This window comes from Burkholderia sp. COPS, assembly GCF_019425585.1.
Taxonomy (GTDB): Bacteria; Pseudomonadota; Gammaproteobacteria; order Burkholderiales; family Burkholderiaceae; genus Burkholderia; species Burkholderia cepacia.
In genome coordinates this window covers 23,070-36,606 of the sequence record NZ_WIXR01000040.1, presented here as the reverse complement: position 1 = coordinate 36,606, position 13,537 = coordinate 23,070, and the positions used below count along the sequence as shown (strand labels likewise).

Annotated in this window: 12 protein-coding genes; 8 read left to right on the top strand and 4 right to left on the bottom strand. The window is 68.2% G+C overall.

All coding sequences use genetic code 11. From position 1 onward, the window contains the following. Window positions 1-7: 7 nt before the first annotated feature. From FOZ70_RS28715 to FOZ70_RS28685, 7 genes are all read left to right on the top strand, one after another. On the top strand, window positions 8-991 hold the full coding sequence (locus tag FOZ70_RS28715) for an ABC transporter permease subunit (protein ID WP_219707351.1): 984 nt from the start codon (window positions 8-10) through the stop codon (window positions 989-991). Next, entirely contained in the window at window positions 988-1,929 is a 942-nt protein-coding gene (locus tag FOZ70_RS28710) for an ABC transporter permease subunit (protein ID WP_219707350.1), read from the top strand. The genes FOZ70_RS28715 and FOZ70_RS28710 overlap by 4 nt, the downstream gene beginning before the upstream one ends. Window positions 1,930-1,950: 21 nt before the next feature. Then, a complete protein-coding gene (locus FOZ70_RS28705; RefSeq protein ID WP_219707349.1) occupies window positions 1,951-3,540 on the top strand; it encodes a DUF3138 family protein in 1,590 nt (529 codons plus the stop codon). A gap of 26 nt (window positions 3,541-3,566) precedes the next feature. Next, window positions 3,567-4,859, top strand: coding sequence for an FAD-binding oxidoreductase (locus FOZ70_RS28700; RefSeq protein ID WP_021160701.1), 1,293 nt, complete (start codon window positions 3,567-3,569; stop codon window positions 4,857-4,859). A gap of 67 nt (window positions 4,860-4,926) precedes the next feature. Further along, on the top strand, window positions 4,927-5,307 hold the full coding sequence (locus FOZ70_RS28695) for a cupin domain-containing protein (protein ID WP_021160700.1): 381 nt from the start codon (window positions 4,927-4,929) through the stop codon (window positions 5,305-5,307). Window positions 5,308-5,354: 47 nt separating this feature from the next. Next, a complete protein-coding gene (locus FOZ70_RS28690; RefSeq protein ID WP_059620356.1) occupies window positions 5,355-6,770 on the top strand; it encodes an amidase family protein in 1,416 nt (471 codons plus the stop codon). A gap of 25 nt (window positions 6,771-6,795) precedes the next feature. After that, window positions 6,796-8,286 (top strand): aldehyde dehydrogenase, encoded by a 1,491-nt coding sequence (locus FOZ70_RS28685; RefSeq protein ID WP_219707348.1) that lies wholly within the window; start codon window positions 6,796-6,798, stop codon window positions 8,284-8,286. A gap of 51 nt (window positions 8,287-8,337) precedes the next feature. Here FOZ70_RS28685 and FOZ70_RS28680 read toward each other — a convergent pair whose 3' ends face one another. The 3 genes from FOZ70_RS28680 to FOZ70_RS28670 all read right to left on the bottom strand — a co-directional run bounded on the left by FOZ70_RS28680 (window position 8,338) and on the right by FOZ70_RS28670 (window position 11,944). After that, window positions 8,338-8,850 carry a DUF4262 domain-containing protein gene (locus FOZ70_RS28680; RefSeq protein WP_219707347.1) on the bottom strand — a complete coding sequence of 171 codons (513 nt, stop codon included), beginning with the start codon at window positions 8,848-8,850 and terminating at the stop codon, window positions 8,338-8,340. 124 nt (window positions 8,851-8,974) lie between these two features. Further along, window positions 8,975-10,828 (bottom strand): ABC transporter ATP-binding protein, encoded by a 1,854-nt coding sequence (locus tag FOZ70_RS28675; RefSeq protein ID WP_219707346.1) that lies wholly within the window; start codon window positions 10,826-10,828, stop codon window positions 8,975-8,977. A 96-nt stretch (window positions 10,829-10,924) separates the two neighbouring features. Further along, complete coding sequence (locus tag FOZ70_RS28670; protein WP_219707345.1) at window positions 10,925-11,944, bottom strand: alpha/beta hydrolase; 1,020 nt, start codon at window positions 11,942-11,944, stop codon at window positions 10,925-10,927. A 148-nt stretch (window positions 11,945-12,092) separates the two neighbouring features. Between FOZ70_RS28670 and FOZ70_RS28665 the strand changes: the two genes are divergently transcribed. Continuing rightward, window positions 12,093-12,689, top strand: coding sequence for a TetR/AcrR family transcriptional regulator (locus FOZ70_RS28665; protein WP_219707344.1), 597 nt, complete (start codon window positions 12,093-12,095; stop codon window positions 12,687-12,689). Window positions 12,690-12,710: 21 nt separating this feature from the next. On the opposite strand, the gene FOZ70_RS28660 is transcribed toward FOZ70_RS28665, so the two are convergent. Continuing rightward, a complete protein-coding gene (locus tag FOZ70_RS28660; protein ID WP_060130587.1) occupies window positions 12,711-13,523 on the bottom strand; it encodes a DNA-binding transcriptional regulator in 813 nt (270 codons plus the stop codon). Window positions 13,524-13,537: the final 14 nt, after the last annotated feature.

Genomic DNA, 13,537 nt, shown 5'->3' with positions numbered 1-13,537 from the left:
CGCCACGATGAGAACCTCCGCTTCCACTTCGTCCGCGCCGGTGTCTGCCGGCGCCGCGAGCACCGGCGCCGGCCGCGCGCGCCCGGGCCGTTTCTCGATGCTGTCGCGCTTCCTGCCGTCGGGCCGCAGCGTCGCGATCGGCGTGCCGTTCGTGTGGCTCGCGATCTTCTTCGCGCTGCCGTTCGTGCTGGTGCTGAAGATCAGCTTCGCCGACCAGGTGATGGGCATCCCGCCGTACACGTCGCTCGTCGAGATCAAGGACGGCGTCGTGCACTTCGCGCTGCAGCTGTCGCACTACGCGTTCCTGCTGCAGGACGACCTGTACCTGAACACCTACGTCAGTTCGCTGAAGATGGCGGCCTCGTCGACGCTGATGTGCCTGCTGGCCGGGTATCCGATCGCCTACTTCATCGCGCGCTCGGCGCCGGCTCGCCGCAACCTGCTGATGATGGCCGTGATGCTGCCGTTCTGGACGTCGTTCCTGATCCGCGTCTACGCGTGGGTCGGCATCATGAAGGACGACGGGCTGCTGAACCACGCGCTGGCGGCGCTCGGCGTGATCGCGACACCGCTGCGCCTCTATCACACCGACGCGGGCGTCTACATCGGGATGGTCTATTCGTACCTGCCGTTCATGGTGATGCCGCTGTACGCGCATCTCGTGAAGATGGATCTCACGCTGCTCGAGGCGGCGAACGATCTCGGCGCAACGCCGTGGTCCGCGTTCTGGCGCATCACGCTGCCGTTGTCGCGCAACGGCATCGTCGCGGGCAGCCTGCTGGTGTTCATTCCGGCGGTCGGCGAATACGTGATCCCCGAACTGCTCGGGGGCGCGAACACGCTGATGCTCGGCCGCGTGATGTGGGACGAGTTCTTCAACAACATGGACTGGCCGATGGCGTCCGCCGTGACGGTGACGATGGTGCTGCTGCTGCTCGTGCCGATGGCGCTGCTCCATTACAGCCAGACCGAAGCGGAGGCAAAACCATGACCCGCGCGAATCGCATCCTGTCCGCGTGCGTGCTGGGCGCGGGCTTCCTGTTTCTGTACGTCCCGATCGTCAGCCTGGTCGCGTACTCGTTCAACGCGTCGAAACTGGTGACGGTGTGGTCGGGTTTCTCGCTGAAATGGTATGGCGCGCTGCTGCACGACGACGAGCTGCTGACGGCCGCGTGGCTGTCGCTGAAGATCGCGCTGCTGACGGCCACCGCGTCGGTCGCGATCGGCACCTGGGCCGGTTTCGTGCTCGCGAGGATGGGGCGCTTTCGCGGCTTCACGCTGTATGCCGCGATGATCAATGCGCCGCTCGTGATTCCGGAAGTGATCCAGGGCATCTCGCTGCTGCTGCTGTTCGTCGCGATGCAGCAGGCGTTCGGCTGGCCGGCCGGGCGCGGCTGGCTGACGATCTGGATCGGCCACGTGATGCTGTGCCTGTCGTTCGTCGCGGTGATCGTACAGTCGCGCGTGAAGGAGCTCGATCGCTCGATCGAGGAGGCCGCGCTCGATCTCGGCGCGCGGCCGTGGAAGGTGTTCTTCGTGATCACGCTGCCGCTGATCGCGCAGGCGCTGGTGTCCGGCTGGCTGCTGGCGTTCACGGTATCGATCGACGACGTGATCCTGTCGGCGTTCCTGTCCGGCCCCGGGTCGACGACGCTGCCGCTCGTCGTGTTCTCGCGCGTGCGGATGGGGCTCAACCCGGAGATGAATGCGCTCGCCACGGTGTTCATCACGGTCGTGACGATCGGTGTCGTCGTCGTGAACCGCGCGATGCTGGCCCGCGAGCGGCGGCAGGCGCGCGACATGCGTACGTGGCGCGCATCATCCGCGCCCGGGGTGCCCGACACCCCCGCGTCGCCGTCCGCCATGCCGCCCGCGAGCGCGCCGGCCCCACGGCCGCTGCACGACCGCATCCCGCATCCCACGAAGTGACGAACGACCAGGAGACATTCGATGAAAAAGAAGATGCTCTGCGCGCTGATCGCCGGAGCGCTACCGGGGCTGGCCGCGGCGAATTCGAGCGCCGACCAGATCCGCACACTGCAGCAGCAGATCGCCGTGCTGCAACGGCAGATGAGCGCGCTGCAATCGCAGCTCGCCGCGAAGCCATCGGCCATGCCGGCCGCATCGGCCGCATCGGCCGCATCGGTCGCTGCGAACGCGACGACCGGTGCGGCGGCTGACCCGTCCGCACCCGGCTACGGGCAGGCGCCGGCCGTGCTGACCAACGACGACGTGTCGGAAATCCGGCAGCAGGTCGCCAATCAGCAGTTGAAGGTCGATTCGCTGACCGACGCCGCACGCACGGGCCCGATCGCGGGGCTGTCGGTGACGGGCTATCTCGACCCGACGTACCTGTACAACCGCGGTGGCGGCACCTCGTCGTTCCAGTTCGCGAACCATGAAAACGCGTACACCTACTACAACAGCACGTTCGGCGACGTATTCCTCGACATCAAGAAGACGTTCGGTGTCGGCCCGAGCGCACCGTCCGCGGAAATCACGCTGATGCCGAACCGCGGCGCGGGCCTGTCGATGATGACGGGCAGCGGCGCGAGCGGGCTCGACATCGTGAACACGGCGGTCGTCACGGTGCCGCTGTCGGGCACGACGGCGTTCGTCGGCGGGCTCGTGACGGGGTTCGGCGGCTACGAGTACCAGCAGTCGAGCCAGATGCTCACGCTCACGCACAACCTGCTGTACGACTTCTCCGATCCGGGCTCGTCGATCGGCGCGGGCGTCAACTACCAGAGCGCGGACGGCCACTGGGCGTGGAAGTTCTTCGTCGGCAACGAGCAGTTCCGCAGCGCGGGCGCGGTGACGCAGACCGGCGTCAACGCGTTCGGCGACCCGATCACGACGAGCAACAAGGTGCCGACCTTCACCGCGCGTGTCGATTATCTGCGCGGCAGCGCGCTCGATGTCGGCGGCTCGATCAGCATCGGCCGACAGACGCTGCCGAGCGCGGTCGATCCGGCGACCGGCAACATGCGCTACGGCGTGGGCGGCAATGCGCCGAGCGCATACGGCGCGTTCTTCTTCGGCGAAGCCGATGCGACCTACACGCTCGCCGACGCGCAGTACAACGCCGAGTTCGACTACGGCCAGCAGCAGCACGGCGCGTTCAACGGCGGGCTCGCGCAGTGGTTCGGGCTGTCGCTGCTCGCGCACCGCAAGTTCAACGCGCCGGTGGTCGGCCGCATGGGCGCGACGCTGCGCTACGACCTGCTCGTGAACCGGAAGAACGGCGGCGGCGGATCCTCGATCGGCCTGAACGGCAACGGGATGGATCCGTACAACGGTTTCGGCATCGATGCGGACTGCCTCGCGCTGTCGAAGGCGAACGGCGGTGTCGGCTTCGAGTGCAAGGGCACGACGCGGCAGGCCGCCGCGTTCGAACTGCTGTTCTACCCGACCCAGCAAGTGACGGTGAAAGTCGAATACCGGCACGACTGGGCGAGCAACAAGGTCTTCCTGCGCCACGACGGGTCGTACGAGAAGTCGAACGACCTGCTCGCCACCCAACTCATCTACGCGTTCTGACGCGACGCCGTTCGCGAGTCTTGCACATGCTCAAGTTCGAAAACCAGCAACATGTTCAGTCCTACTATTCAGCGACCGCCAACGACCGCGCGCGGCATCCGTCGCTCGACGGGGCCGTGACGGCCGACGTCTGCGTGATCGGCGGCGGGCTCACGGGCCTGTCCGCGGCACTCGAGCTCGCCGAGCGCGGCCATTCGGTCGTGCTCGTCGAGGCGTCGAGGATCGGCTGGGGCGCGAGCGGACGCAACGGTGGCCAGCTGATTGCCGGGTACGCGTGCGACATCGATACGTTCTCGGCCTGCCTGCCGGAAGACGACGTGCGGCGCGTATGGGCGATGGGGCTGGAGTCGGTCGACATCGTCCGCCAGCGGGTCGGGCGCTACGGCATCGATTGCGACCTGACTTTCGGCTACCTGACCGCTGCGAACAAGCCGCGCCATTTCGATGCGCTGCGTGCGTGGCGCGATACCGCGGCGAAACGCTTCGGTTATCGCGGCTACGAAGTCGTCGAGCGCGCCGACATGCATCGCTTCGTCGCATCGGATCGTTACGTCGGCGGCCTGCGCTACGAAGGCAGCGGCCACCTGCATCCGCTGAACTACACGCTCGGCCTCGCGCGGGCGGCGCGCGAGGCCGGCGTGACGATCCACGAGGACACGACCGCGCTCGCGCTCGATCGTGCCGCGCCGCATCACCGCGTCACGTGCGCGCGCGGGCACGTGGATGCCCGTCATGTCGTGCTGGCCTGCAACGCGTACCTGGGGCGGCTGGCACCCGCGCTCGCGCGCAAGATCATTCCGGTCGCGACGTACCTGATCGCGACGGAACCGCTCGGCGACGCGCGCGCGGCCAGGACGATGCCGGCCGATGCGGCGGTCTGCGACACCCGTTCGGCGCTCGACTATTTCCGGCTGACGCGCGACCGCCGGCTCTTGTGGGGCGGCAAGGCCAGCAGCTCGACGAATACGCCGCGCGACCTCGCGGCCGCGATGCGGCGCGACATGCTGAAGACGTTCCCGCAGCTGGCCGATGTGCGGATCGACTATGCATGGGGCGGCCTGATCGACGCGACGATGAATCGCGCGCCGCATTTCGGCAGGCTCGAGCCGACCGTGTATTTCGCGCAGGGATTTTCCGGGCACGGCGTCAACGTGACGGGCCTCGCGGGGCGGCTGATCGCGGAAGCGATCGACGCGCAGGCCGCGCGCTTCGACCTGTTCGGCCGGATTCGCCATCGCGACTTTCCGGGCGGACGCGCGCTGCGCACGCCGATGCTGGCGCTCGCGATGACCTGGCACCGGATGATGGACCTGCTCTGATGCGCGCGGGGCGGCTCGCCCGCGCGGCACCGAAACGTTTCGATTCACTCATGCCCTGGAGGCACACATGACCAACATCACGACTCTCGTCGACCTGATGCAGGCACCGGCGAAGCTCACGCAGAGCCGCGTGCCGAGCGGGCTGCTGCTCGACGGCAATCCGCTGCAGACGCTGTCGCATCACTACATCAGCCCGTGCGGGCAGTTCAGCTGCGGGATCTGGGAATGCACGCCCGGCCGCTGGACGATCGAGTACGACGAGTCCGAGTATTGCGAGATGCTGAGCGGCGTCGCGATCGTGCGCGATGCGGACGGCCGCGAGCGCGTGCTGCGCGCCGGCGACCGGTTCGTGATTCCACCGGGTTTTCGCGGCACGTGGGAAGTCGTCGAAACGTGCCGCAAGATCTACGCGTCGCACGCCCCGCTGGCCGGGCAGCCGTGCGCGTAGCGCACGTCCGGTACAAGACAATCATCGAGATCAACGAGGAGCAACTCATGACCCAGGAATGGTGGCGTCTCAGCGCGGCCGAGATGGCCGAGCGCGTCGCGCGTCGCGACGTGTCCGCAACCGAACTCACGCGCAGCTGCCTGCAGCGGCTCGACGCGGTGAACCCCGTCATCAACGCGATCGTCGACGTGATGGCCGACAGCGCGTTGCAGGCCGCGTCCGATGCCGATGCCGCGATCGCGCGCGGCGCGCCGGTCGGCCCGCTGCACGGCGTGCCGGTGACCGTGAAGATCAACGTCGACACGGCCGGACACGCGACGACCAACGGCGTGCGCGCGTTTTCAGGGCTGGTCGCGCACGAGGACAGCCCGGTGACCGCGAACCTGCGCAAGGCCGGCGCGATCGTGATCGGGCGCAGCAATGCGCCGGCGTTTTCGTACCGCTGGTTCACCGACAACGACCTGCACGGCCGCACGTCCAATCCGTGGGATTCGTCGCTGACGCCGGGCGGTTCCAGCGGCGGTGCCGCCGCGGCCGTGGCCGCCGGCATCGGTGCGATCGCGCACGGCAACGACCTGGGCGGTTCGATCCGCTATCCGGCCTATGCATGCGGTGTCGCGGGGCTGCGGCCGAGCACCGGCCGCGTGCCGGCGTACAACCCGACGCAGTCGAAGGACCGCACGCTCGCGGTGCAGCTCGCCTCGGTGCAGGGGCCGCTCGCCCGCACGGTCGGCGATCTGCGGCTCGCGCTCGACGCGATGGCGGCAGGCGACGCGCGCGACGCTTGGTGGATGCCGGTTGCGCCGATGGCGCGCGAAACCGCGTTTCCCGCGCGCGTGGCCGTGTGCGCGGCGCTGCCGGGCGTGCCGTCCGATCCCGTGGTGGTCGATGCGATCCGGCAGGCCGCGCGCTGGCTCGAGGACGCCGGCTGCATCGTCGAGGAAGCGGTGCCGCCGCGGTTCGCCGAAGCGTGCGAGCTGTGGCTGGACCTGGTGACCAACGAAGCGCGCAGCGGCCTCGGCGACGTGATCATGCAGCACGGCGACGCCGCGATCCGTACCGCGTTCGCGAGCCAGCGCCGTCTCGCGAAGCCGCTGGATCTCGAGGGCTACATGAACGGCCTCGCGCGGCGCACCGCGTTGCTGCGCGACTGGCAGCAGTTCTTCGTGCGCCATCCGCTGCTGCTGATGCCGGTGTCGTGCGCGCGGCCGTTCGCGATCGACGCCGATCAGCACGGCGACGACGCGATGCGCGCGATCGTCGACCGGCAGGGGCCGCTGCTCGCGACCGCGCTGCTCGGGCTGCCGGGGCTGTCGGTGCCGACCGGCATCCGCGAGGGCGTGCCGACCGGCGTGCAACTCGTCGCCGGACGTTTTCAGGAGGCGCTGTGTCTCGCGGCGGGCGAAGCGATCGAGGCGCGCGCGGGCATCTTGACGCCGATCGATCCGGTTACCGGATCGTGATGCGGGACTTTTCACGAGGATACGCATGAATCAATCGACATTCGAAGACTGGCAGGCCCGCGCGGCCGCGCTGCGGATCGAAGGGCGCGCGTTCGTCGACGGCGCCGCGCGCCATGCGCAAACCGGCGCGACCTTCGCCTGCTTGAGCCCGATCGACGGTCGTGTGCTCGCGCACGTGGCCGATTGCGGCGCCGACGACGTCGACCTCGCGGTGGCGGCCGCGCGCCGCGCGTTCGACGCGGGCGTGTGGGCCGGGCTGAACCCGCGCGCGCGCAAGGCGGTGCTGCAGCGCTGGGCCGCGCTGATGCGCGAGCACCTCGACGAGCTCGCGCTGCTCGAGACGCTCGACACCGGCAAGCCGATCGCCGATACCACGGCGATCGACGTGCCGGCTGCCGCGCATTGCGTCGAATGGTATGCGGAGGCGATCGACAAGATCGGCGGTGAAGTGGCGCCGGTCGACCCTCGGCTGGTCGGGCTCGTCACGCGCGAGCCGATCGGCGTCGTCGCGGCCGTCGTGCCGTGGAATTTTCCGCTGCTGATGGCCGCCTGGAAGTTCGCGCCGGCGCTCGCGGCAGGCAACAGCGTGGTGCTCAAGCCGTCCGAGAAATCGCCGCTCACCGCGATCCGCGTCGCGCAGCTTGCGTGCGACGCCGGCATGCCGGCGGGCGTGTTCAGCGTCGTGCCGGGCGGCGCGGAACCGGGCAGGGCGCTCGCGCTGCATCGCGACGTCGACTGCATCGCGTTCACGGGGTCGACGCGCACGGGGCAGCAGATCATGGCGTGCGCCGCGCAGTCGAACCTGAAGCGTGTCTGGCTCGAGCTCGGCGGCAAGTCGCCGAACATCGTGCTGCCCGATTGCCCCGATCTCGACCGCGCCGCGCAGGCGGCCGCCGACGCGATCTTCTTCAACATGGGTGAAGTGTGCACGGCCGGCTCGCGCCTGCTCGTGCATCGCGACATCAAGGATGAATTCGTCGCGAAGCTGGTCGACGCGTCGCGGCGCTTCGTGCCCGGGCATCCGCTCGATCCGTCGGTGACGATGGGGGCGATCGTCGATCGCATGCAGCTCGATCGCGTGATGGGTTACATCGGCGCCGGGCGCGACGAGGGGCGCCTCGTGATGGGCGGTGCGCGCGTGCGCGAGGAGACGGGCGGGTTCTATGTCGAGCCGACGGTGTTCGAGGTGAAACCGGATGCGAGGATCGCGCGCGAGGAGATCTTCGGGCCCGTGCTGTCGGTGATCGTGTTCGACGACGTCGACGAGGCCGTGCGGATCGCCAACGACACGGAGTACGGGCTGGCCGCGGCGGTATGGTCGGCCGATCTGTCGACCGCGCATGCCGTTGCGCGGCGGCTGCGCGCGGGCACCGTGTGGGTCAACTGCTACGGTGACGGCAGCGACGACCTGAATTTTCCGTTCGGCGGCTACAAGCAGTCGGGCAACGGCCGCGACAAGTCGCTGCACGCGCTCGACAAGTACACCGAGCTGAAATCGACGGTCGTGCGGTTGTAGCGTCGGGCCGCGCGGCACGCTTGCACGGTGCCGCGCGATCCTGCGCGCGGGTCAGTGGTGTTGGTTGCCGGCGCCGAACAGGCGCGGCTGCGCGGCGTTCAACGCGTCGTCCGCTTCCGGCTGCCACGGGAAAACCCCGTCGCGGTCGGGCCACAGCAACTGGACGCACGGGAACTCGTCGTTGCCGTAGAACCAGCGGTTCCAGCCGAGATGGGCTTCGTAGTGCGCCTTGTCGACCGGCATCAGCAGCGCGTTCGCGTTGCCGAATACGACATCCGTGACTTCGCCGACCGGCGGCGGCGTGCCGGCTGCGACCATCCGGTAGACGTCCCACAGCACGTCATGGACGATGCGCGCCGGCATCGAGAACACGATGAGTTCCGGAAAACCGTGGTTGACCCACAGCCCGGTCGTGAAAGAAAACCCGGGCGCGTCCCCTTCCGCGAACACTTCCGTGCGGAACCACCCGTGCTGACGAATCCGCTGCACGAATCGCTGCTCGTCTTCCTCGAGCACCGAATCGGGCGCGTCGAGCGCGGTGGCGATATCCGGTCGCGTGGTCATGCGGGGCTCCTTGGATCTGCGTCGGGCGACGGGAAGCCGGGGGCGGGCATCCCGCCGGCGGGAATGCGACCGTGGCCGAACCGGCCGGCGATCGCCGTGCGCCATGTTGCCACAGCGGTCCCGCCTACTGCTCCGCCTTCTCCACCTCCGCCGTTTCACCGAGGAACCCGCCGCTCTGGTGCGCCCACAGCGCCGCATAGATGCCGCCGGCCTGCAGCAGTTGCTGGTGCGTGCCTTCCTCGACGATGCGCCCTTCGTCGAGCACGATCAGCCGGTCCATCGCCGCGATGGTCGACAGCCGGTGTGCGATCGCGATCACCGTCTTGCCGCTCATCAGGCCGTCGAGGCTGCGCTGGATCGCGACTTCGACCTCGGAATCGAGCGCGCTGGTCGCTTCGTCGAGCACGAGGATCGGCGCGTCCTTGAGCATCACGCGTGCGATCGCGACGCGCTGCCGCTGGCCGCCCGACAGCTTCACGCCGCGTTCGCCGACCTCGACGTCGTAGCCGCTGCGGCCGTGGCGGTCGCGCAGCCGGTCGATGAATTCGGACGCTTCCGCGCGCTCGGCCGCGTCCTGCATCTCGCGCTCGGTCGCGTCGGGGCGGCCGTACAGCAGGTTCTCGCGCATCGTCCGATGCAGCAGCGACGTATCCTGCGTGACCATCCCGATCGCGGCGCGCAGGCTGTCCTGCGTGACGTGCGCGATGTCCTGCCCGTCGATCCGGATCGCGCCGCCGCCCACGTCGTAGAAGCGCAGCAGCAGGTTCACGAGCGTCGACTTGCCGGCGCCCGAGCGGCCGATCAGGCCGATCCGCTCGCCCGGCCGGATCGTCAGGTTCAACCCGTCGAATACCGCGCGATCGTTGTCCTCGTGCGCGAACTGCACGTTGTCGAACACGATTTCGCCCCGCTGCACCGTAAGCGGCTTCGCATCGGGCGCGTCGACCACGCTGCGCACCTTCGTCAGCGTGTTGATGCCGTCCTGGATCGTGCCGACGTTCTCGAACAGCTCGGTCATTTCCCACATGATCCAGTGCGAATAACTCGACAGGCGCAGCGCCATCGCGATCACGGCCGCGACGACGCCCGCGCTCGCTTCGCCGTGCATCCACAGATACAGCGCGAGCCCGGCGGAGCCGACCAGCAGCAGCGTCGACAGCAGGTGATTGACGACCTCGAACGCGCTGACGAGCCGCATCTGCGCGTCGCCGGTTGCCTTGAACGCTTCCATCGCGCGTCGTGCATGGTCGGCTTCCCGCCGCGTGTGCGAGAACAGCTTCACGGTCGTGATGTTCGAATACGCGTCGGTGATGCGGCCCGTCATCAGCGCGCGCGCGTCGGCCTGCCGGCTGCCGACCGCACCGAGGCGCGGCACGAAATACGCGCACGCCGCGCCGTAGCCAAGCGCCCACAGCACGAGCGGAATCATCAGTCGCCAGTCGAAGCTGGCGGCGAGCGCGAGGATGCCGATCAGGTAGGCGGTGACGCCGATCACGACGTCGACCGACATGAACAGCGCGTCGCGCACCGCCAACGCGGTCTGCATGATCTTCGTCGTCACGCGGCCCGCGAATTCGTTCGCGTAGAACGACAGGCTCTGGTCGAGCATCAGCCGGTGAAACAGCCAGCGCAGCCGCATCGGGAAGTTGATCGCGAGCACCTGGTGCTTGACCATCGTATGCAGCGCGATCAGCAGGGCACTGCCGGCGAGGATCGCCGCGAAACCGGCGAGCGTGCCGAAGTGCCGGCCGCCGAAATCCGCCGGCGTCGCGGACGCGAGCCAGTCGACCACGCGGCCCATCATCGCGAACAGCGCGGCTTCGTACGCGGCCAGCGCGGCCGACGTCAACGCGATCAGCAGGATCCAGCTGCGCGCGCCTTTCGTGCACGCCCAGACGAACGAGAAGAATCCCTTCGGCGGCGTGACGGGATCTTCGAGCGGGAAAGTCGGCAGGCGCCGTTCAAACCACGAAAACATTGGAACCTCTCCTTGATGCGGCCACGCCAGCCGGCACGGCCGTATTGCCTGTTTCAGGTGCGGCGCCTTCGCGGCGCCGCGGTACTGCACACGTGTTCACTGCGACCGGATCCACGCCTCGATCCTGGAGAGCGTGCCGGGCGCATATGCATGGCGCCCGAGCGCCATGTACAACCAAGTCTTCCACGTCGGCCAGTCGGACTCGAGCTGGTAGTCGAACCAGCCGGCGCGCAGCAACCCATGCGTCGCACCGGGCACGACGACCACGCGCCGGTCGGGCCGGTTCGCGAAGGCTTGCGTGTAGGCATGCGCCTCGTCGACCGGATCGACATTGCGGTCTTGCGCGCCCCACACGGCCAGCACGGGCCCCTGCATCGTCGCGAGCGCCTGCGACGAATCCTCCAGGTAGTTGCGTGCGATGAAGCCGAAGCGGCGCGGCTCGATGTCGGGGCGCCGGCGCGGATCGGCCGGTACGTCAGACCGACCGAAGATTTCGTCGTTGTCGCGTCGCTCGGCGGCCAGTGTCGCATCGATTCGATCCGGCTGCAGGCCCGTTGCCTGGAGCTGCTGCCGGCTCAGGTAGGTGCCTTGCCGGCGCCAGCTGACGGCGCCGCCGACGATCACCGAGAACGCGGGCCGCACTGCATTCGCGACGCGCGGTACGACCCAGCCGCCTTGCGAGAAGCCGAGCAGGCCGATCTTGTGCGCGGGACCGACGACGGCGCGCACGCGCGCCATCGCGGCGATCGTTTCGTTCGCACGATCCTGCATCGATTGCGCGAGCCAGTCGCCGCCGCTGCGGCCGGTGCCCTGCTTGTCCCATGCGAATACGCCGATGCCGGCGTCGAGCAGGCTGTTGACGAGCGGCAGCATCGCGTCGTCGGAGAAGCGGGTGCGCGGCCCGTCACCGTGCACGAGCAGTACGATCGGCGCGCCGGGCGCATGGGCCGGCAGCGCGAGCGTGCCGGCGAGGTCGGCGCCGTTGGTGCGGAACGTGAGCGACGACGCGTTCGCGCCCTTCAGCTCGAAGTCGGCGAGGCCGCGCAGCACGAGCGCACCGGCCACGACGAGCACGAACAGGACGAGCGCGATGGCGACGATGACGATTCGTTTCAAGAGGCCCTCGGTACGGTGGCGTGAGTGGATGCCGCAGGCGGCATGTGCGGGGGCACGCTGCCTTGACGCCTGCCGGACGTCGCCACGATAATAGATCGATTAATCAGTCTAATAAAGATTCGAGTCATCGTCGAGTACGGAGTGCCTGTTGAGAAAGATCGACCCTGAAAGAGTGGAAGCGAAGCGGCGCCAGATCCTGAATGCCGCGATCGACTGTTTTGCGCGCGACGGCTTCCATGCGACGTCCACGGCCGCGATCTGCAAGGCGGCCGGCATGAGTCCCGGCAACCTGTTCCACTACTTCCCGACGAAGGCGTCGATCATCGAGGCAGTCGCGCAGGACGACCAGCGCGAGATGGCCGAACTGTTCGCGCGGCATGCGGACGCCGACGACGCGCTGGCCGCGATCGAGGAGATCGCATTGACGTTGATGGAACTGTCGAGCGATCCCGTCTATGCGCGCATCTGCGTCGAGACCGCGGCGGAGGCGACGCGCAATCCGGACGTCGCCGCGCTGTTCGCGGCGAACGAGGCGCAGGTGAAAGGGCGGATGGTCGCGCTGATCAAGCGCGGCGTGGCGCAAGGGAAGATCGACGCAAGCCTGAAGCCCGATCTTGTCGCGACGTGGCTGCTCGCGCTCGCGGAAGGCGCGGTCGGGCGCGTGGTGTTCGAGCCGGGGTTCAAGCCGCGCGCGCACCGGGCGATGTTGCGGACGATCATTCAGCGGATGTTGAAGCCGCAGTGAGGATCGCTGCCGTGGATTTGCTTACGCCGATGGATGGGGCGGAGTCCCTGGTTCCAGCTTCAACGCTGCGGCAATCTCGGTCGCCGTTTTTTGCAACTCGGGCACATAGCGGCGAGTGGCATCTGCGAGACTGACCGCGCGCGACAGGAAGACGATATTGAGACTCGCGATCACGCGCTCGTCCGCGCTGATCGCGACCGCCACCGCGCCGATCTTCGCCTGTGCGGTCCAGTCCCCGTGATTCGAGCCGAAACCATCCTCTCGCACACGCCGGATCAGCTTGCGCACGAGCGCATCGTTTCTCGCGAACGCCTGTTGCTCTTCGCCGCCCGCACCGGAGCGCAGCAGTTCCAGAATGTCCTCACGCTCCTCGTCGGGGCACATTGCGAAGTAGGCGCGGCCCGCAGCCGTCAGCAAGATCGGCAAACGCCGCCCGACCATCGCGCGATGAAACGACAGCCGGCTGAAGCGATGCGTCGTCTCACGGATGATCATCGCGTCGCCATCGGGCGTGGTCAGATCGGATGGCCACGCGACGCGCTGCAGGAGCTGCCCCATGATCGGCGGCGCCACGGTGGCGATGCGCTCGGTATCGGTGAAGCCCTCGCTCAGCGAACGCACGGCGAGCGTCAGGCGGAAGCTGTCGTCCGATGTGCTGCGGCGCACGAATCCTTCCTCCATCAACGTTTCGAGCAGGCGGCGCACCGTAGTGCGATGCAGGCCGGTCAGATCGGCGATCTGCTGACTCGTTGCGCGTCCGTCTTCCATCGCATTCAGAGCCCGCAGTACCTGAAGGCCGCGCGCCAGTCCGCGCACGTTCGTATAGGTTGTCACGGAAAAAATCCCAT